Consider the following 17132-nt stretch of genomic DNA (forward strand, 5'->3'; position numbering starts at 1 on the left):
GGGGGGTGACGCGCTGGCTTTCCGTTGGGCGTGGGGGGGGGGGGGGGGGGGGACGGGGGGGGGGGGGGGGGGCGCGCCCCGCCCCCCCCCCCCCCCCCCCCCCCCCCCCCCCCCGCTCCCTCTGACGGATGCCTAGACGCAGGAGGTCTCGGCGTCCATGGTCGTCAACTCGGCCTGCGCCGCCGTGTCCGGCACTGCGCTGTTGAGCGTGCTGACGAGCGCGTCGGCGCTCTCCCCGGCCAGGAGCTCCTCGACGCCCTGGTCGACCTCGTCCTCGGATTCGGTGGCGAAGGCAGCGGCGGACTGCACGGTGCCCTCGGACTCGCCGTTGCCGAGCGTGCCGCCGTCGTAGGGGATCTCCGAGCCCTCACCGAGGCCGCGCCACTGGGCCCGGGTGTACTCGCCGTCCTCGTCGCAGACGGCCTTCTCCCAGCGGATGGCCATGACGTACTGGTGGCCGACCTCGACCCGGGGAAGTTCCTGGAGCGCCATCTCGACGGCATTGGCGGTGTCGCCGTCGGCGAAGTACCAGCCGAGGCCCGAGTACTCCCAGGTGGCGGGGGCCGCCTGCGTGGCGCCCTCCCTCGACCACAGCACGTCCTCGACCGTGAGCGAGACGGTGCGGCCGATGACGCCCTCGCCGCGTTCGAGCTCTTCTGCGCTCGGCGCGATGGCCTCCTCTGCCACGGCCTCGACGACGATGACATGGTCGGCATAGGTCACCCAGTCGGCGGCGGTCACGCTCGGAAGGTGGTCACCGCCCTGCCCCAGCATCACCTCTGACTGGGATTCGGCGGCCCCTTGCGTGGAGCCCCCGGCGGGCGCGGCGATGGCCGCGACGATGATGCCGGTGACGGAGGCGGCCGCGATGATGCCGGCGGCCGCTGCGATACGGGTGCGGTTGCTCATGGGCCCTCCTCAGTAAGTGGCGTTGATGTTCTCGATGTTGTTGGCTTGCAGCGCTTCGTCGGCATCGGTCGGTTTCTCCATGCAGCCGAGCTTCTCGTCGGTGTTGCTCTTCTTCGGCGACGCGTCCTGGCCGTGGGTCAGGCCGACGGCGTGACCGGTCTCGTGGCAGACGAGGCCCTGCGCGTAGTGCCCGCCGCCGCGGATGCGGATGTACTGCTGGTCGCATTTGAGGGTCGTGGCGGCGTTGTTGCAGAAGGTGGCGCCGTCCATGGTGGAGGACAGGCCCACGGCGCTCTCCTCGTACACGATGTCGGTCTCGGCGCTGCCGGAGAACGAGGGGGTCGAGTCGTAGGTGACGGTGAGGTCGGTCGGCTCGTAGATGTTGTTCATGACATTGTGGACGATAGTGCGGTCACCGGCCTCGAGCATGTTGGTGCCGCTGCTGTCCAGGTAGTACGTGAGGTCCGAGTTGTCGGTCTGGCAGAAGCCCGGCCCGGTGGGGCTGTTGATGCTGAAGCACCCCACCGTCAGATACTGCGTGGGGTACATGTTGTCCGTGTACGCGGCCCAGGCGACCCCCGCCGTCACGGCGACGGTCGTGAAGGTGACGACGGCGATGCATACGGCTCTGAAGCTCAGGCGTTTCGCAGAGGCTCTTGGCATAGGGCTTTCCCTTCCGTGCGGAGTGGCACCAGTCTCGCGCGGCGGCGTGGAGCCATTGTGGTGGGAAAGTGGAGCGGGCGGCGCCGAGCCGCCGCCCGCCCGCGCTCAGATCTGGCGGAACTCGGTGATGGTGAGGTCGTTGAAGACCGCCGGGCCGCCGTCCGTGAACAGGGCCAGGCGGTCGTCGCCGGGTTGGGCGTACACGAGACTGGAGTGCACGTAGCGGCCGTCGTCGACGAACACCTCCACCGAGAGGTTGTCGACCAGGATGCGCAGTGTCGCCTCCTTGCGGGCGGCGTCGAACGGGGTGCGGCTCTCCAGCCAGCGGCCCGTCGCGTCCGGGTTCCCCGTGTAGCCCCGGTTGAGGTACGCGTAGCCGCCCGCCAGGTAGACGCCCGCGTCGGCGTGGCGCGAGCCGTCCGCCGACAACCGCAGCTGCATCCCGATGTTGTTGGCCTGGTTCCAGGTGGCCCTGGTCCGGACCTCGTAGGCGCGGCCGCGATAGTCGAGCGGCAGGTTGCCGTCCACGGTGATATCGCCGAGGCTGACCGTCCGCGAGGCGCGGTCGGCGAGGGTGCGGACCGGCGTCGACAGGAGCACCGGTTCCGTCGGGCTGTACCAGTGCAGGGCGATCTCGCGCACGATCGAGTCGGTGCCGTTGAACCCGTCGGCGTCCCACGAGGGGGTGTTCGCGAAGTAGTCCCAGTGGTTCATCCACCCGATGGCGTAGCGGGTCCTCGGGTCGAGCTGGCCGCCGGTGCGCCGCTCCCAGGTGACCGCGCCGTACCAGTCCCAGCCGTGGTCGAGCCACTTCGGGTCCGGGTGGTCCGGCACGAACGTGGTGCCGTTCCAGTCGCCCGTCCAGTACGCGTAGGTCGAGGGGCCGCCGGAGCCCTTGGCGTTGGCGCTGGCGCCGAGGACCCAGCGGCCGGGACCGGTGGCGGACTCCAGCCAGAACAGGTCGGGGCATTCGAGCACGCCGATGCCCTGCTTGATGAAGCCTTCGGTGTAGACCCAGCTCTTGAGGTCCGTGGAGCGGTAGAACCCGATCTTGTCGTTCTCGGCGAGCGCCATCACCCATTGCGATCGCTGCGCGTCCCAGACGACCTTCGGGTCGCGGAAGTCGACCACGCCGGGGTTCGGCAGCACGGCCGGCTCGTGGCGGCCGAAGGTCCGGCCCCCGTCGGTGGAGTAGAAGAGGAACTGCGCCTGTCGGTGCGGGGCCGTCGCGAAGCGGTCCTCCTGGGTGGCGATGGCGATGATCGCCCCCGCGCCGAATCCGGCGGTGTTCGCTTCGTCGACCACGAGGCACCCGGACCAGATCGACCCGTTCGGGTTCGTCTCCTTCGGAATGGCGGTGCCGAGATCGGTGAAGGCGACATTGTCGTCTGACGCGCCGATCCGCCAGGAAGTGCCGGTGCCGGGAGTCGGGTAGTCCTTGTTGTAGAGGTAGTAGTAATACGTCTTGCCGTCCACGTAGATCGGCCGCTGCGGGTCGTTCTTCCAGCGGTCCGGGACGGAGAAGTGGTAGACGGGCCGATAGGTCTCGTCCTGGGCTCCGGCAGGGCTGCCCACCAGGCTGACCGTGCCGCCGACGGCGGCCGCAAGCAGCAGGTTCCTTCTTGAGGTTCGCAGCATCGTCGCTCCAAACTCGTGCATCGAAAGCGGATTTGATATCGAAGATCATAAATGGTAAAACGTAGTTAAATCTATCGATATGAGAGGTTAAAAGAGGTTAATTCGAATTGGCCGACCCGCTGCCTTGCGGGTCGGCCACATCGAATGGCTCGCTGTCAGAGTTCCGATCGGTACGGCGGGTTCGCGCCCGCTCGGGAGCAAGTCACCGCCGCCACTGTCGAAGCGAAGGCGACCGCGTCGCGCGCCTCGGCGGCGGTCAGCTGGTCGAGGTCCGCAGGCTTCAGGCGGCCGTTGCGGTCCAGCCAGTCGAGCAGGGCGCCGCTGAAGGAGTCGCCGGCACCGACCGTGTCGACCATGTCGACGGGCGCGGCCGGGACCGCGAACGACTCGCCACCGGCCCACACGAGCGAGCCCTCACCGCCGCGCGTCACGACGACCAGCTTGCGGCCCTTCGCGATCCACTCATTGGCGAGTTCGGCCGGGTCGGAGCCGGGCCAGATCCATTCCAGGTCCTCATCGGACACCTTCACGATCGACGCGAAGCCGAGCCAGCGCTCCAGGCGCTCCCGGTAGGCCTCTCGGTCGCCGAGGAGGGCCGGGCGGACGTTCGGGTCGAGGCTGATCGTGGCGCCGAGCCCGGCGAGCCACTGCTCGATGACCGGTCCGCCGGGGTCGACGGCGAGGGCGAGCGATCCGGCGTGGACCGCGTCGAGGCCCGGGTTGTGCGGCAGTTCAGCGTCCTGCCACTGCCAGTCGGCGGTGCCCGCCACATGGAACGCGTACTCCGCCGAACCGGTCGGCGCGACCGAGACGATCGCGAGGCTCGTGGGCTCCGCGGCGTCGACGATCCATCGCAGGTTCACGTCGGACTCGGCGAGATGGGTCCGCAGGAGCTTCCCGAAGGCGTCCCCCGAAAGCCGCCCGAGGAATGCGACATCGGAACCCAAGCGCCCCAAGGTCACCGCTACGTTCATCGGGCTGCCGCCGGGGTGGGCGACCGGGTGGCGGGCGTCTTCGCTGTCGACCTTGAGGTCGATCAGGGCCTCACCGATGACAGCGATTTTCGGAAAGCTCAGCATGAGCGCACCAGCCTCTCTCCGTCCCAGCGGACCGGGATCGGGTCCACGAGTTCGCCCACGAACTCGCCGTCTTCGATGTTGCGGAAGCCGATGATGACGGTCTGGCCGTCCACATCGTGCAGTCTCGCCGCGTACAGGCTCTCATGCTCGAACGGCCGTGCCTTGGCAATGTCGAAGGAGACGCCCTCGAAGCCGCCGAAGGGGTCGTCGACCGGGACCACATAGTTGTCGCCGGTCTCGCCGAGCGCCCGGCGCGCGTCGGCCGCCTCGCCCTTGCCGCAGCAGAAGAGCAGCAGCCACTGGCCGTCCACTTGGTGCAGCTGGGTGACCTCGATCTGGCCGAACCCGAGCGCGTCGGGGCGGCTGAGCGGGGGCAGCACCTCCCACGTCGCCAGGTCCGCAGATCTCGCGTGCCCGACGACGCCGCGTTCGCGGGTGTGTTCGGGCCCTTCGACTCTCGCGGTGAAGAGCATGTGCCAGCCGTCGTGGGCGCGGACCACCCACGGGTCGCGGAAGGCCTCGTCGAACCAGTCCGATTCCGCAGAGAACTTCTCGTAGTAGCGCGGGTCGGCCTCGATCTGCGGGCCCGGCTCGCGGTGCCAGACCATCAGGTCGTCGGAGACGGCCGAGCCGATGCGCTGCACGTTCCCGCTCTCGGCGCGGGAGACGCCGGTGTAGAACATGCGCCAGCGGCCGGAGTCCTCGCGCACGATCGAGCCGGTCCAGGTCGCCTGGTCGTCCCAGGCCGGGGCGTCGGCGAAGACCAGGGCGTCGGGCAGCAGCGTCCAGTCCTTGAGGTCGGCGGAGACGGCGTGGCCGATCGTGGCCCTGAGGTGGCGTCGGCCCTCTTCCTGCAGCGCACGGGAGGCGCGCAGGAAGAACACGTGGTGCCGACCTTCTAGGTCGATCGCGTACCAGGAGTCCCAGACCCAGTGGTCGGCGAGCTTGAGCATCGGTTTCCTTACTAGTGGGGGAGGTCAGTCCTTCATGCCCGCTGAGGCGATGGACTGGATGAACGCGCGCTGGAAGACGAGGAAGACGATCACCATTGGCGCGGTGATCATCGCGATGTACGCCATCACCTCGCCCCAGGCGGTGTCGAGCTGGAAGAAGTACTGGACGCCGACCATGACGGGGCGCAGCTCTTCACTCTGGACGGTCATGAGCGGCCACAGGTACGCGTTCCAGGTCGCCGGAGAGGTGACCACCGTGAGGATCGCGACTGTGGCGAACACGGGCTTCGACAGGGGCACGATGATGCGCCAGTAGGTGCGCAGCCATCCGGCGCCGTCGATCGCGGCGGCCTCTTCGAGTCCTTTGGGGAGGCTCTTGAAGTACTGGGCGAACAGGAAGATCGAGAACGCGTTCACGATGAACGGGACGATCTGCACCCGGTAGGTGTTGAGCCACCCGAACTCCACCACGGGCGTCAGCCCGTCGAACCCGAGCCACGGCAGGTTGGCCACGAGGTACACCATCGGCACGATCGTGGTGTCGAACGGCAGGATGAGCGTGGCGATGACCAGGCCGAAGACCAGGCCCCGGCCCTTCCAGCGCATCCGGGCCAGCGCGTAGCCGCACATGGAGTTCACGATCAGGCCGAAGGCCGTGACCATGAACGTCACGAACAGGGTGTTCCCGAGGAACCGCCAGAACGGGACGCGGTCGAATACGGCCGCGTAGTTGTCGAGCGAGAGGTCGCCGACGGGCAGGAACGCCTTGAAGGAGTCCATGTCCGCGAAGATCTGGTGGTCGGTCTTGAGGCTCGCGGCGAGCATGAACACGATGGGGAAGAGGAAGAACGCCGCGAGCACGGTCATGGGCGCATACGTCAGCCATCGCGAAGCTTGCGAGCGGTAATTGTGCACAGTCTTGCGGCCGCCGGAGATGGTGGTCATCAGTCCTTGTCCCTCGTCAGGCGGCGCTGCACGAGCGCCAGCGTCAGCACGATGCAGAAGAAGATCAGCGAGAGCGCGGCGCCGTAGCCCATCTGCTGCTGCTGGAATCCCTTCTGGACGATCTGGAGCACGATGGTGCTCGTCGAGCCCACCGGGCCGCCGTTCGTCATGATGTTGACCTGCACGAACAGGCTCATCGCGGCGATCGTGATGGTGATGAGCACGAACACGAACGTCGGTTTCAGCAGCGGCAGCGTCAGGTGCCAGAAGCGCTGGCGCGGCGTGCAGCCGTCGAGCGCTCCGGCCTCGTAGACCTCTTCGGGGATGGTCTGGAGCCCGGCGAGCCAGATGATCATGTGGAAGCCGACGCCCTGCCAGACGCTCATGACCACGATGGCGCCCATGGCCGTGGAAGGGTCGGCGAGCCAGGCCTGCCCGGCCCACGCGCCGCCGGTGAGCATCGACAGCGACGCGTTGATGAGGCCGTCCTCCTGGTAAAGGAATCGCCACAGGAGGCTGACGACCACCATGGAGGTGATGACGGGCAGGAAGAAGATAGTGCGGAAGACGTTGCGCCCGGCCAGCTTCTGGTTGACCAGGAGCGCGAGGACCAGCCCGAGGCCGCCTTGGAGCGGGACCACGATGCACGCGAACAGCAGCGTGTTCAGCAGCGAGCGGTGGAACGTCGCGTCCTCGGTGAAGGCCCGCTGGAAGTTCTCCAGGCCGACGAACTCGGGCGGCGTGGGCGAGATCAACCGGGCGTTGGTGAACGCCAGGACCAGCGACACGAGCGCCGGGCCGATGACGAACACGAGCAGGAGCACGATCCCGGGGATCGCGAACGCGGCGCCCGCGCGCTGCTCGGCGCGGGAGTGGCTGCGGCGCTTCCGTTTCGGCCGCTGCGGCGGGGCCGCCGCTTGCGCGGCGGCCCGTTCATCAAGCGCGACCATCGCTAGAACCCGTAACCGGAGTTCGCGTCGATGTCCGCGTCGATCTCGGCGACGGCCGCGTCCAGGGCGGTCTGGACGTCGCCGCCGTGGATGATGTCGCCGGTGTACTGGCCGAACACGGAGGCGATGACGGTGTAGGCGGGCGTCTCGGGGCGCAGGGTCGCGTAGGCCTTGGAGTAGTCGACCATCATGCGCAGCTGCCCGTCGGTGCCGTAGTGCTCGGTGAGCTCCGCGGCGGCGTCGGTGGCGGGGATGAGGCCGGTCCGGTTGGCGTACTCGGCCACGTACTCGTCCGAGAGCGCGGTCTCCAGCCAGGAGTTCGCCCCGGCCTTGTCGGCGGTCGCGGTGACGGCCCACTGCCAGGAGCCGCCGCCGATCTTGGGGCCGTTGCCGAAGTCCGGCGGCGGCAGGAACAGCATGTCGTCGTACAGGTCGAGGGCGGCGAGGGCGCCCCAGTTGCCGTGGAAGGCCATGGCGGCCTTGCCCTGCATGAAGTCCTCGGCGCCGCCGGGGGACTCGGGGCTGGCGAGGTTCGCGGTGAACAGGCCCTGGAACCACTGGCCCCACGCGAGCGCTTCGGGGCCGTTGAGGACGCCGTCGGACTTCAGGTAGGTCTCACGGTCGATGAGGTCGCCGCCGAAGCTCTGCAGGAACGGCGAGTACGCGTAGGGGTACCACTCGCCGGTGTCGGCCGTGGAGAAGTCGATCGCGTACTGGTACCCGGCCTTGCCGGTGACCGCCGTAAGCGCGTCGTCGAACTCCTCACGGCTCCAAGGGGATTCGATAGTCGGAATCCGCACGCCCGCGGTCTCCAGCACCGACTGGCGGGCGAAGATCGAGCAGGCGGCCTCCCAGTGGCCCACGGAGTACAGCTGGTCCTGGAAGACCCCGAGGGTCGAGGGCAGGAACTTGTCGGTGATCTCCTTGGGCACGTCGAGGGGCTGGAGGTGCCCGGCCCAGGCCCAGTTCGGGACGTTCGGTCCGTCCACAGTGAGCAGGTCGGGGAGGTCGCCGGAGAGCGCGGCGGCGTTCACGGAGTCGTTGTAGACGTCCTGCGGGAACGGCTCGAGCGCGGCCTTCACGTCGTCCTGGGACCCGTTGAAGGCCTTGATGATCTCCTCGGTGACCTCGATTTCGAGGGGGCTCCCGGCGTTGTGGCTCCAGAGGACCAGCTCGCCGTCGGAGGCCGAACCCGAGGTGGTGCAAGCGGCCAGGGCGGGACCCGCGAGGGCGGCGCCGCCCGAGGCGGCGGCGAGTTTGATGAGGTGGCGTCGTTGCATGGTGCTCACTCCAATGTGATTCGGGCAGAAGGGTTATCGCGGCGCGGCGACGGAGTCGCGCTTGGCCGCGGGGCAGGGCATGAGGTGCTGGACGGGCGCGGCCTCGGGGTCGTCGAGGCGGCGCAGCAGCTCCACGACCGCCCAGCGCCCCATCTCGTAGTGGGGGAGGGCGGCCGAGGTGAGCCCGGGATGCAGTGCCGGTGCGATGAGCTCCTGGTCGTCGTAGGAGACGACCGACAGATCAGTGGGGATGGCCAGGCCGAGTTCGGCGGCGGCGCGGTAGACGCCCATGGCCATCCGGTCGTTGAAGCAGAAGACGGCGGTCGGCCGGTCGGGCCGCTGGAGCAGTTCGAGCGCGCCTTCGTAGCCGAGCTGCGTGGTCGCGTGCTCGACCTCGACGAGCAGCGGCTCCGGGTCGACCCCGTTGCCGCGCAACTGCTCCTGCCACGTCTCGAGCCGCACCTCGCGGGCCTGGACCTGCTCGCGGGTCGTCACGTGCCCGATCCGGGTGTGCCCGGCTTCGGCGAGCTCGGCGAGGACCCCGAGCGTGCCGCCGCGCTCGTCGGGCACGACCGAGGAGGCCGAGCCGTCAGGCGTGCGGGCGTCGAGCAGGACGCAAGGCGTGGAGCCGATCGCCTTCGGTACCTCCACGACCTGGTGGTACATGGTCGCCAGGAGGATGCCGTCGATCTGGCGCTCCTGGAGCGCTTCGATCGCCTCCTGGGTCTCGGCCGGATCGCCCGAGGTGTCGATCATGAGCAGCAGGAACCCGGCCTCCCGGGCCGCATCGTGCGCGCCCCGGATCATCTGGCCGGCAAAGGGAGTCGTCGCCACGTCGTCCCCGACGAACCCGATCATCTGGGTCCGCCTGGTCCGCAGCCCCCGCGCCACCGAGTTCGGCCGGTACCCCAGCTCCGCCGCGGCCGCCCGCACCCGCTCCCGGGTCTCGGGGCCGATGCGACGCCCGCCGGTCTCGTTGAGCGCCATCGAAGCCGTCGCAGTGGACACGCCGGCCGCCTGCGCGACATCGGCCAATCGGGGCTTGGTCACCGTTGACTCCCTTCCTGAGTTAATCGATTAACCGAAATGCCGAGGCGCATTCCCGAGAAGTTGTTAATCGATTAACCGAGAATCTACGACCGCCCGGAAACAACCCGGCCACGCCAAAGTCACGGTTCGGCAACGACGCGACCGGCCGCGATCGAACGATCGCGGCCGGTCGGAGGAGCGAGCGTCAGGCCCTGCCCCAACCGCCTACCGAGGTGCCGTCGGAGGCGACCAGCTCGATGTAGAGGTCCCGGCCCTCGGCGTAGCTGAGGTTGTACGGGGTGCCGCCGTTGGACGAGTAGGTCGATCCGGCGACCTTCCCCTTGATGGAGATCCCGTCGCTGAGCGTGTCGTAGACGTAGAACTTCTCGGCCAAGGGGTGGAACTCGACCTTGCCCGCGAGCTTGCCGCCCGAGGTGTACACCGAGAGCTTCACGGCGATCCCGCCCGCGTCGTGCTCGAAGTAGGTGTCGTCCCAGCTGTCGGCGATGGTGCAGGGGCAGTAGTCGGTGTCGCGCTTCTCGAGCTGGGTGAGGAACGCCGCGGCGGTCACGTCGCCGGGATCGGCCGAGGCGGTCGAGGCCGCGAGGGAACCGGTGAGGGCGAACGCCGCGACGATCGCCGCGAACATTGCAAAGATCCGCTTTCGCATGGATCTTCCTTTCTAGAGGCTGCGGGCGACGCGATCGCGCCGTCCGTTGCACCCACCCTGTGCCTGACCTGCACGACAACCGCACGGTTCCTGCACGCACCGCGATCGTGCGGGACCTGTGCGCGCCCGATCCCCGCTACCCTGGGCTCAGATTCCCTTGGGTCCCAGTTCATCGGGAGGCAGATCCGTGGAGTTCCGAATCCTGGGTGAGCTCCAGGTCCGGCACGACGGCCGCGAAGTGCCGATCGCCGGCGCGCAGCAGCGAAAGGCGCTGGCGGTACTGCTGCTGGAAGCGGGTCGCACGGTCTCGATGCACCGGCTGATCGAAGCGATCTGGAACGGTGAGCCGCCCGCGACGGCCCAGCGCCAGGTCCGGAATATCGTTGCGGCCGTGCGGCGGGCCATCGCAGTGGCCGACCCGATCGAGCGTTCGGGCGACGGCTACCGGCTCACCACCGATGCGATCGACTGGAACGACTTCCGCAACGAGGTCGCGAAAGCGAAGGCGTCCAAAGACAGCACAGAGACGCATGGCCTGCTGGGGGAGGCGCTGCAGCGATGGAGGGGCCCGGTCCTGGCCGGACTCGACAGCGAGTTCATCGCTGCTGCGGCGGTCGGCATGGAGGAGGACAGGCTCGCCGCCTTCGAGGACTTCTACGAGGCGGGAATCGCCTTGGGACTGCACCGGGAGCTCGCGGGAGCCATCCAGTCGTGCGTGGCGGAACATCCGTATCGGCAGCGCCTGAACGGCCACCTGATGCTCGCACTCTACCGTTCAAGCAACGGCCCGGCGGCGCTGAAGGCGTACACCGATCTCAGCGCCAAGCTCGCCGATGAGCTCGGCATCGAACCCGACCGTCGGCTCAGGGACCTGTACGTCGCCATGCTCCGCGAGGACCCGGACCTCGACCTGGAACCCGGGACGGGGCCTGGCGAGGCACGGCCCGGCGCCGAACCCGCCGTCAACGACGACACGGCGATCGCATCGCCCGCCGAGCCTTTAGCGCTTCCGACACCTTCCGGTTCAGCGGGGAAGCGCGCCTCCCGCCTGGCGTCGCGCTACTTCTCGCGCCTGATCGCTCTCGGCCTGGTCGTCTTCGCCGTCACGCTCGTGATGGCGGCCGATGGACTCCCGGCCCTGGAGCGCGGTGCGGACCGCGCATTGAGCATCACGACGGACGTCCTGGGAGATCCGCTGTGGACCTATCCGGCGATGGACTCGGGAAGCGCGGTGCTGCGACTCGGCGCCGGACTGCTCATCCTCGACGGTGCCGAACTCCGCCTCGAAGCCGACCGGGAGGTGCAATGGTCGCTGCACGTCGGCTCGACGGTCGCGAGCACCGCCGTCTTCGACGACACGATCGTCCTCGCCACCAGTTCCCCTGTCGACCAGCCTTGGGGCACAGGCGAGATGATCTCCGTCGACACCAACTCGGGAAAGGTGCGGTGGCGGTCGAGCGGGAGTTGGCTCGTGGCGAACACCGAGGACGCGATCATCACCATCGCCTGCGAGAGGCCGGCGGAGCACGCACCGGCGGCCTGCGAAATGGAATCCCTGTTCCCGCGGACGGGGTCGCCGAAATGGGAAGTCCCGCTTGATGACCGGTCGGTCCGGCTGCGGACCGAGGCCCGCTACGACGACCCCCTGGGACAGCGCCCGCTGACCGATTACCTGCTGATCAGAACCTATCCCGACGAAGCAGCGCGGACAGGCGGCATGCTGTCCGTCTACGACCCCGAGACCGGGCAGATGCTCGGTGACTTCGACTACGAGGAAATCGAGAGCGCACAGGTCAACGAAGAGCTGCTACTGCTCCACAAGGGAAGCGTCATCATCGGCGACGGGCGGTGCGAGGCACGCGTCACCGCCTACGACCTCCGCACCGAGGAACAGCTCTGGGAGCGGTTCGTGAACACGGCCGAGGACGGCGACGGACGTTGCAGCCCCCTGCCGACCATGCAGGGAGCGGACGCCCTGTACCCCGCGACGCTGTGGCCGTCGGCGTCGGTGGTCTGGGCCCGGAGCGGCGAACTGCAGTGGTCGGCGCCGGAACCCTCCGAAGCGCAGATGCTGATAGGCGACGCGCTCGTCGCCGCAGAACCGGACTCCGACGAGATCTCGGTCTGGGACGTGTGGTCGCACGAGCGGTTGTGGACCGCGCCCCAGGGCGAGTCGATGTGGGCCCGCGGCGCGACGCTCTGGCTCCTGGATCGCGAGGCCATCGGCCCGGGTTGCGGCGGCGTCGTCGGCTACTCGCTCGAAACGGGGGCCTGGGTCTGTCTACCGGGGTCGCTCGTGTACCTCAATGAAGACGAAGTGGTGACTGTGGACGACGGCAACTGGCAGGCCTGGCCCGCCGACCCGTGGGGGTGAACATCACCCCTGGCGGCCTCCCGACCTCGACACCGCTTCACCTCCCGCACCCGACCGGCACGTGCTAGGAATGGGGATGCCTCAGCACCGGTCATATGACGCCGTCGTCGTCGGCGGCGGACACAACGGGCTCGTCTCGGCGGCCTACCTCGCCCGCGCCGGGAAGCGCGTCCTTGTTCTGGAACGCTTGGGGCACACCGGGGGCGCCGCGATCTCCGCGCCCGCGTTCCCCGGGGTCGACGCCCGGCTCTCGCGGTACTCCTACCTCGTGAGCCTCCTGCCGAGAAAGATCAGGGAGGATCTGGGGCTCCGGTTCGAGGTGCGGAAGCGGAGCGTCTCCTCGTACACGCCGACCGAGCGCGCCGGGCGGTCGACGGGGCTGCTCGTCACCCGGGACTCGGAACGGACCAGGGAGTCGTTCGCCCGGCTCACCGGATCTGAGCGCGAGTTCGAGGCTTGGAAGGGCTTTTACGGCAGGGCCGCCCACGTTGCGGAGCGGGTGTTCCCGACACTGACCGAACCGCTGCCCACAGAGGACGAACTGCGCGAACGCGTCGGCGACGACCGGACCTGGGGCATGTTCTTCCAGCAGCCCCTCGGCGAGACCATCGAGCAGACCTTCGCCGACGACCTCGTGCGCGGCGTCGTCCTCACCGACGGCCTCATCGGCACCTTCACCTCCGCCTGGGCCGAAGACCTGCGCCAGAACCGCTGCTTCCTCTACCACGTCATCGGCGGCGGCACCGGCGACTGGGACGTGCCCGTCGGCGGCATGGGCGCCCTCACCGACGAACTCGCCAGCGCCGCAAGGAAAGCGGGCGCCGAAATCCTCACCGGCCATGAGGTGTCAGGGATCGTGACCGATGGTGCGCGCGCCGAGGTGGCCTTTGCGAACGAGCAGGGCCACGGCACCGTCGAAGCCCGGCACGTCCTGGTCAACGCCTCGCCCGAGGCGCTGGCCGGATTGCTGGGGGAGGAGCGGGCCGAGCACGCCGAAGGCGCGCAGCTCAAGGTCAACATGCTGCTCAAGCGGCTCCCGCGCCTGCGCGATACGGGTGTCGACCCGCGCGAGGCCTTCGCCGGGACCTTTCACGTCTCCGAGTCCTTCGAGCAGCTTGAATCCGCGTACACCGAGGCGGCCTCGGGGCGGTTCCCGTCGCAGCCGCCTTCGGAGATCTACTGCCATTCGCTCTCGGATGCTTCGATCCTCGGGGACGACTTGGTGCGCAAGGGCTACCAGACGCTCACGCTCTTCGGGCTCCACACGCCCGCAAGGCTGTTCGACGGTTCCGGGGACGAGAAGCCGGGCCTCCTCGCGGCCACGGTCGCGCAGCTCGACCGGTACCTGGACGAACCGCTCGCCGACTGCCTGGCCGAGGATGCGAACGGGGAGCCGTGCATCGAGGCGAAGACCCCGGTCGACCTCGAGCGGGACCTGCGGCTGCCGGGCGGGAACATCTTCCACCGGGACCTGTCCTGGCCGTTCCGTACTGCGGAGGCGACGGGCCGCTGGGGCGTGGAGACCGGTCACGCCAACGTCTTCCTCTGCGGCGCGGGCGCGGTGCGCGGCGGCGGCGTGAGCGGCATCCCCGGGCACAACGCGGCGATGGCCGTCCTCGAAGCCCGCTCGGAAGCCGCCTAGGCCTCGTCGCCGGGTTTCTCGTCATCCTCGTTGGGGAGGAACGGCAGGGAGTCCTCGACGCCTAGCAGGTGGTTGGCCATGCGGATGCGGGCGTTGTCGGGTTCGCGGTAGTACAGGGCCCGCAAGATCGCGTTGTGCTCGCCGTGCGTGCGCCGGTCGATGCCCTCTTCGCGGAGGCTGCGCCACAGGCGCGCCCGCACGGTGCGGCTCGCGAACGCCTCGATCATGCCGGTGAGCACGGAGTTGCCGGTGTGCGCGGCGATGATGCGGTGGAACGCGATGTCGATCTCGATGATCCGCTCGTGCTCGTCCGGGGTCTCGTCGAGGAGGCGTCCGGCCTCTTCGAGCAGGAGCCGGGCCTCTTCGAGCGCTTCGTCGGTGATGCGGGTGGCCGCGAGCCGCGCGGCCTCGCTCTCGAGGAGGCGGCGGATGGCGTGGACCTCGCGGGCCTGGCCCTCGCCCTGGAGGTCGACGACGAAGCCCATCGGGGCGAGGAGCTGGGAGACGTCGAGCTCGGTGACGTAGGTGCCGTCGCCCTGCCGCGAGTTGAGGATGCCGAGGATCGACAGCGCCCGGACGCCCTCGCGCAGCGAGCCCCGGGAGACGCCAAGGGTCTCGGCGAGCTCCTTCTCCACCGGCAGGCGTTCGCCGGGCCGGAGCTCGCCGTTGAGGATCATGTGTTTGATGCCGTTGACGACATCGTCCGTGCGGGACATGGGTGCAAGTATCGCCGAGTCTCGAGCGAACCGCAAGAATCATCGGATCATTCGCGTCACTGTGGTGGTAGTGCAAGGGGGCCTTCCGGTTCCGGGCGCAGTGTGCAGCTGCGTCGCCCCGGCCGGAAGGCCCCTGGCCGCGAGCGGTACGACAGCGAATCGACCCCCCGACCCTCACATCGTTCTCGCGGCCCTCCCGGGGCGGGCCCCGGGAAGTCCCCTAGCCCTTGACGGCCCCCGTGATGACGGCCTTGGTGAAGTGCTTCTGGATGAACGGGTACATGATCACGATCGGGATGACCGTGCAGACCACGACCGCCATCTTCAGGGCCGCCGTCGGCGCGGCCTCGCCTTGCGCCTGGTACTGGGCGGCGGCCGCCCCGGCCGCGTCGGGGAGCCCTTGGGTGGACATGAGCATCCGCTGGAGGACGACCTGGATCGGCTGGACCTCCAGGCCCGGCGTGTAGAGGACCGCGGAGAAGTAGATGTTCCAGTAGCCGACGGCGTAGAAGAGCGCGACGACGGCGAGGATCGCCTTGGACATCGGCAGGACGATGGTGAGGAGGATGCGGAACTCTCCGGCGCCGTCGATCCGGGCCGCGTCCAGCAGCTCTGCGGGGATCGTGTTCATGAAGAACGACCTGAGGACGATGAGGTTGAAGGCGCTCAACGCGACCGGCAGGATCAGCGACAGGTAGTCGTTGAACAGGCCGAGCTTCTGCACCACCAGGAAGCTGGGGTACATGCCGGGGCCGAACAGGAACGTGAACAGCACGAGCATGAGGATCGGCCGGTGCAGGACTGAGCCGGGCCGCGAGAGCGCGTAGGCGCCGCAGACCGTGAGCACCATGCTGAAGGCGGTGCCGCCCGCGGTCAGGATGATCGTGAGGATGAGGGAGTCGGTGAGCGCGCCGCCGGAGAAGATCTCCCGGTACGCCTGGAGGCTCAGGTCGCCCGGGAGGAGCAGCAGGTTCCCTCCGGCGCGGTTCAGCGACTCCTCGCTGGCGAAGCTGGTGGCGACGATCGCCCACAGCGGCACCAGGATCGCGGCGGCGTAGCAGATCAGGAACAGCGCTTTGACGCTCTTGCCGACGAAGGACGGCTCCTCGTCCCAGACGGGGCGGGCGCTTTGGCGCCGGGGCTTGGGTTTGACGACGGTGGCGGTCATGACTTCTGGTAGATCCCTTGCTCTCCGAGGCGGTGCGCGACCTTGTTGGCGCCGAGGATCAGGAGGAGCCCGATCGCGCCTTTGAACAGGCCCGCGGCGGTGCCGAACGATGCGCCTTCGGTGCCGATCACGCTGCGGTAGTACACGTAGGTGTCGAGCACTTCAGTGGCCTGGTAGCCGACCGACTGGCGTTGGAGCTGGTACTGCTCGAAGCCGACGGAGAGGATGCCGCCGATCTGGAGGATGAGCAGGAGGATGATGACCGGCCTGATGCCGGGGAGGGTGATGTGCCACATGCGGCGCCACCGGTTCGCGCCGTCGACCGCGGCGGCCTCGTAGAGGCTGGGGTTGATGGAGGCGAGGGCCGCGAGGAAGATGATCATGCCCCAGCCGGCGTCCTTCCAGGCCCACTGCATCCAGGCGAGCACGATGAACGTGTCCGGGTTCGAGGTGAACGAGAGCCGTTCGCCGCCGAGGCTCATGAGCCAGTTGGAGACGAGGCCGTCCGCGCCGAGGACCTGCACGAACACGGTGACGACGAGGACCCAGGAGAAGAAGTACGGCAGGTACACGATGGACTGGAACGTGCTGCGCACCTTCGTGGAGACCACTGAGTGCATGACGAGCGCCAGGATCACCGAGAGCGGGAACAGGAACAGCAGGTGCGCGGCGGCGAACTTGAGCGTGTTGAGCAGCGCAGGAAGGAAGTACGGGTCGGCGAAGAGCCGCTCGAACCACGCGAAGCCCACGAACGGGTTCTCCCAGAACGGCCGGTGCGGGCTGTAGTCCATGAACGCGATGACGTTCCACGCCGAGGGCCAGTAGAAGAACACCGCGAGCTGCCCGACGACGGGGAGGGCCAGCACGAGGAGCGGCCAGTCGAAGCGGACCCGCTGCGCGAAGGTCCGCTTGCGCCTGGCGGCGCGCGCTTCCGGTGTGCGGCCCGTGACGGGCGGGGCCGCGCTTTGCATTGTTGCCATGGGTTATCCAGTCTCAGTCCGAGTTCGGCGGGTGGCTGCGGCCGGGGGGGGGGGGGGGGGGGGGGGGGGGGGGGGGGGGGGGGGGGGGGGGGGGGGGGGGGGGGGGGGGGGGGGGGGGGGGGGGGGGGGGGGGGGG

The 17132-nt window shown here is 68.8% G+C and carries 15 protein-coding genes; 2 read left to right on the top strand and 13 right to left on the bottom strand.

The annotated features are described in order from the left end of the window. Positions 1–132 precede the first annotated feature (132 nt). From ACZ60M_RS24810 to ACZ60M_RS24855, 10 genes are all read right to left on the bottom strand, one after another. Positions 133–909 (bottom strand): hypothetical protein, encoded by a 777-nt coding sequence (locus tag ACZ60M_RS24810; RefSeq protein WP_465421826.1) that lies wholly within the window; start codon positions 907–909, stop codon positions 133–135. A 9-nt stretch (positions 910–918) separates the two neighbouring features. Continuing rightward, positions 919–1572, bottom strand: coding sequence for a hypothetical protein (locus tag ACZ60M_RS24815; RefSeq protein WP_465421828.1), 654 nt, complete (start codon positions 1570–1572; stop codon positions 919–921). A 105-nt stretch (positions 1573–1677) separates the two neighbouring features. Next, positions 1678–3210: a glycoside hydrolase family 32 protein gene (locus ACZ60M_RS24820; RefSeq protein WP_465421830.1), complete on the bottom strand. Its 1533-nt coding sequence runs from the start codon at positions 3208–3210 to the stop codon at positions 1678–1680. Positions 3211–3365: 155 nt separating this feature from the next. Further along, positions 3366–4289 carry a carbohydrate kinase family protein gene (locus tag ACZ60M_RS24825; protein ID WP_465421832.1) on the bottom strand — a complete coding sequence of 308 codons (924 nt, stop codon included), beginning with the start codon at positions 4287–4289 and terminating at the stop codon, positions 3366–3368. After that, positions 4283–5242, bottom strand: a complete 960-nt coding sequence (locus ACZ60M_RS24830; protein ID WP_465421834.1) for a glycoside hydrolase family 68 protein — start codon at positions 5240–5242, stop codon at positions 4283–4285. The genes ACZ60M_RS24825 and ACZ60M_RS24830 overlap by 7 nt, the downstream gene beginning before the upstream one ends. A 24-nt stretch (positions 5243–5266) precedes the next feature. Beyond that, on the bottom strand, positions 5267–6187 hold the full coding sequence (locus ACZ60M_RS24835) for a carbohydrate ABC transporter permease (RefSeq protein WP_465421836.1): 921 nt from the start codon (positions 6185–6187) through the stop codon (positions 5267–5269). Further along, positions 6187–7137 (bottom strand): carbohydrate ABC transporter permease, encoded by a 951-nt coding sequence (locus ACZ60M_RS24840; protein WP_465421838.1) that lies wholly within the window; start codon positions 7135–7137, stop codon positions 6187–6189. Before ACZ60M_RS24840 ends, ACZ60M_RS24835 begins: the two co-directional genes overlap by 1 nt. Positions 7138–7139: 2 nt before the next feature. After that, positions 7140–8417: an extracellular solute-binding protein gene (locus ACZ60M_RS24845; protein WP_465421840.1), complete on the bottom strand. Its 1278-nt coding sequence runs from the start codon at positions 8415–8417 to the stop codon at positions 7140–7142. 33 nt (positions 8418–8450) lie between these two features. Beyond that, positions 8451–9467 (bottom strand): LacI family DNA-binding transcriptional regulator, encoded by a 1017-nt coding sequence (locus tag ACZ60M_RS24850; RefSeq protein WP_465421842.1) that lies wholly within the window; start codon positions 9465–9467, stop codon positions 8451–8453. A gap of 184 nt (positions 9468–9651) precedes the next feature. Beyond that, complete coding sequence (locus ACZ60M_RS24855; protein WP_465421844.1) at positions 9652–10116, bottom strand: hypothetical protein; 465 nt, start codon at positions 10114–10116, stop codon at positions 9652–9654. A gap of 187 nt (positions 10117–10303) precedes the next feature. On the opposite strand from ACZ60M_RS24855, the gene ACZ60M_RS24860 reads away from it, so the two are divergent. Both ACZ60M_RS24860 and ACZ60M_RS24865 read left to right on the top strand, forming a co-directional pair. After that, complete coding sequence (locus ACZ60M_RS24860; protein WP_465421846.1) at positions 10304–12490, top strand: BTAD domain-containing putative transcriptional regulator; 2187 nt, start codon at positions 10304–10306, stop codon at positions 12488–12490. Positions 12491–12566: 76 nt separating this feature from the next. After that, positions 12567–14132 (top strand): phytoene desaturase family protein, encoded by a 1566-nt coding sequence (locus ACZ60M_RS24865; protein ID WP_465421848.1) that lies wholly within the window; start codon positions 12567–12569, stop codon positions 14130–14132. On the opposite strand, the gene ACZ60M_RS24870 is transcribed toward ACZ60M_RS24865, so the two are convergent. The 3 genes from ACZ60M_RS24870 to ACZ60M_RS24880 form a co-directional block, all read right to left on the bottom strand. Further along, on the bottom strand, positions 14129–14848 hold the full coding sequence (locus ACZ60M_RS24870; protein ID WP_465421850.1) for a FadR/GntR family transcriptional regulator: 720 nt from the start codon (positions 14846–14848) through the stop codon (positions 14129–14131). The genes ACZ60M_RS24865 and ACZ60M_RS24870 overlap by 4 nt on opposite strands. A 220-nt stretch (positions 14849–15068) precedes the next feature. Beyond that, positions 15069–16016, bottom strand: coding sequence for a carbohydrate ABC transporter permease (locus tag ACZ60M_RS24875; protein WP_465421851.1), 948 nt, complete (start codon positions 16014–16016; stop codon positions 15069–15071). Then, on the bottom strand, positions 16013–16996 hold the full coding sequence (locus tag ACZ60M_RS24880) for an ABC transporter permease (protein ID WP_465421853.1): 984 nt from the start codon (positions 16994–16996) through the stop codon (positions 16013–16015). The genes ACZ60M_RS24875 and ACZ60M_RS24880 overlap by 4 nt, the downstream gene beginning before the upstream one ends. Positions 16997–17132 lie beyond the last annotated feature (136 nt).

It is taken from the genome of Glycomyces sp. NPDC050141, from assembly GCF_055586545.1.

What these genes read in the sequence shown, in the direction of transcription:
- ACZ60M_RS24810 (WP_465421826.1), bottom strand. Translation starts at nt 909, where the DNA reads ATGAGCAACCGCACCCGTATCGCAGCGGCCGCCGGCATCATCGCGGCC.
- ACZ60M_RS24815 (WP_465421828.1), bottom strand. Translation starts at nt 1,572, where the DNA reads ATGCCAAGAGCCTCTGCGAAACGCCTGAGCTTCAGAGCCGTATGCATC.
- ACZ60M_RS24820 (WP_465421830.1), bottom strand. Translation starts at nt 3,210, where the DNA reads ATGCTGCGAACCTCAAGAAGGAACCTGCTGCTTGCGGCCGCCGTCGGC.
- ACZ60M_RS24825 (WP_465421832.1), bottom strand. Translation starts at nt 4,289, where the DNA reads ATGCTGAGCTTTCCGAAAATCGCTGTCATCGGTGAGGCCCTGATCGAC.
- ACZ60M_RS24830 (WP_465421834.1), bottom strand. Translation starts at nt 5,242, where the DNA reads ATGCTCAAGCTCGCCGACCACTGGGTCTGGGACTCCTGGTACGCGATC.
- ACZ60M_RS24835 (WP_465421836.1), bottom strand. Translation starts at nt 6,187, where the DNA reads ATGACCACCATCTCCGGCGGCCGCAAGACTGTGCACAATTACCGCTCG.
- ACZ60M_RS24840 (WP_465421838.1), bottom strand. Translation starts at nt 7,137, where the DNA reads ATGGTCGCGCTTGATGAACGGGCCGCCGCGCAAGCGGCGGCCCCGCCG.
- ACZ60M_RS24845 (WP_465421840.1), bottom strand. Translation starts at nt 8,417, where the DNA reads ATGCAACGACGCCACCTCATCAAACTCGCCGCCGCCTCGGGCGGCGCC.
- ACZ60M_RS24855 (WP_465421844.1), bottom strand. Translation starts at nt 10,116, where the DNA reads ATGCGAAAGCGGATCTTTGCAATGTTCGCGGCGATCGTCGCGGCGTTC.
- ACZ60M_RS24865 (WP_465421848.1), top strand. Translation starts at nt 12,567, where the DNA reads ATGCCTCAGCACCGGTCATATGACGCCGTCGTCGTCGGCGGCGGACAC.
- ACZ60M_RS24870 (WP_465421850.1), bottom strand. Translation starts at nt 14,848, where the DNA reads ATGTCCCGCACGGACGATGTCGTCAACGGCATCAAACACATGATCCTC.
- ACZ60M_RS24875 (WP_465421851.1), bottom strand. Translation starts at nt 16,016, where the DNA reads ATGACCGCCACCGTCGTCAAACCCAAGCCCCGGCGCCAAAGCGCCCGC.
- ACZ60M_RS24880 (WP_465421853.1), bottom strand. Translation starts at nt 16,996, where the DNA reads ATGGCAACAATGCAAAGCGCGGCCCCGCCCGTCACGGGCCGCACACCG.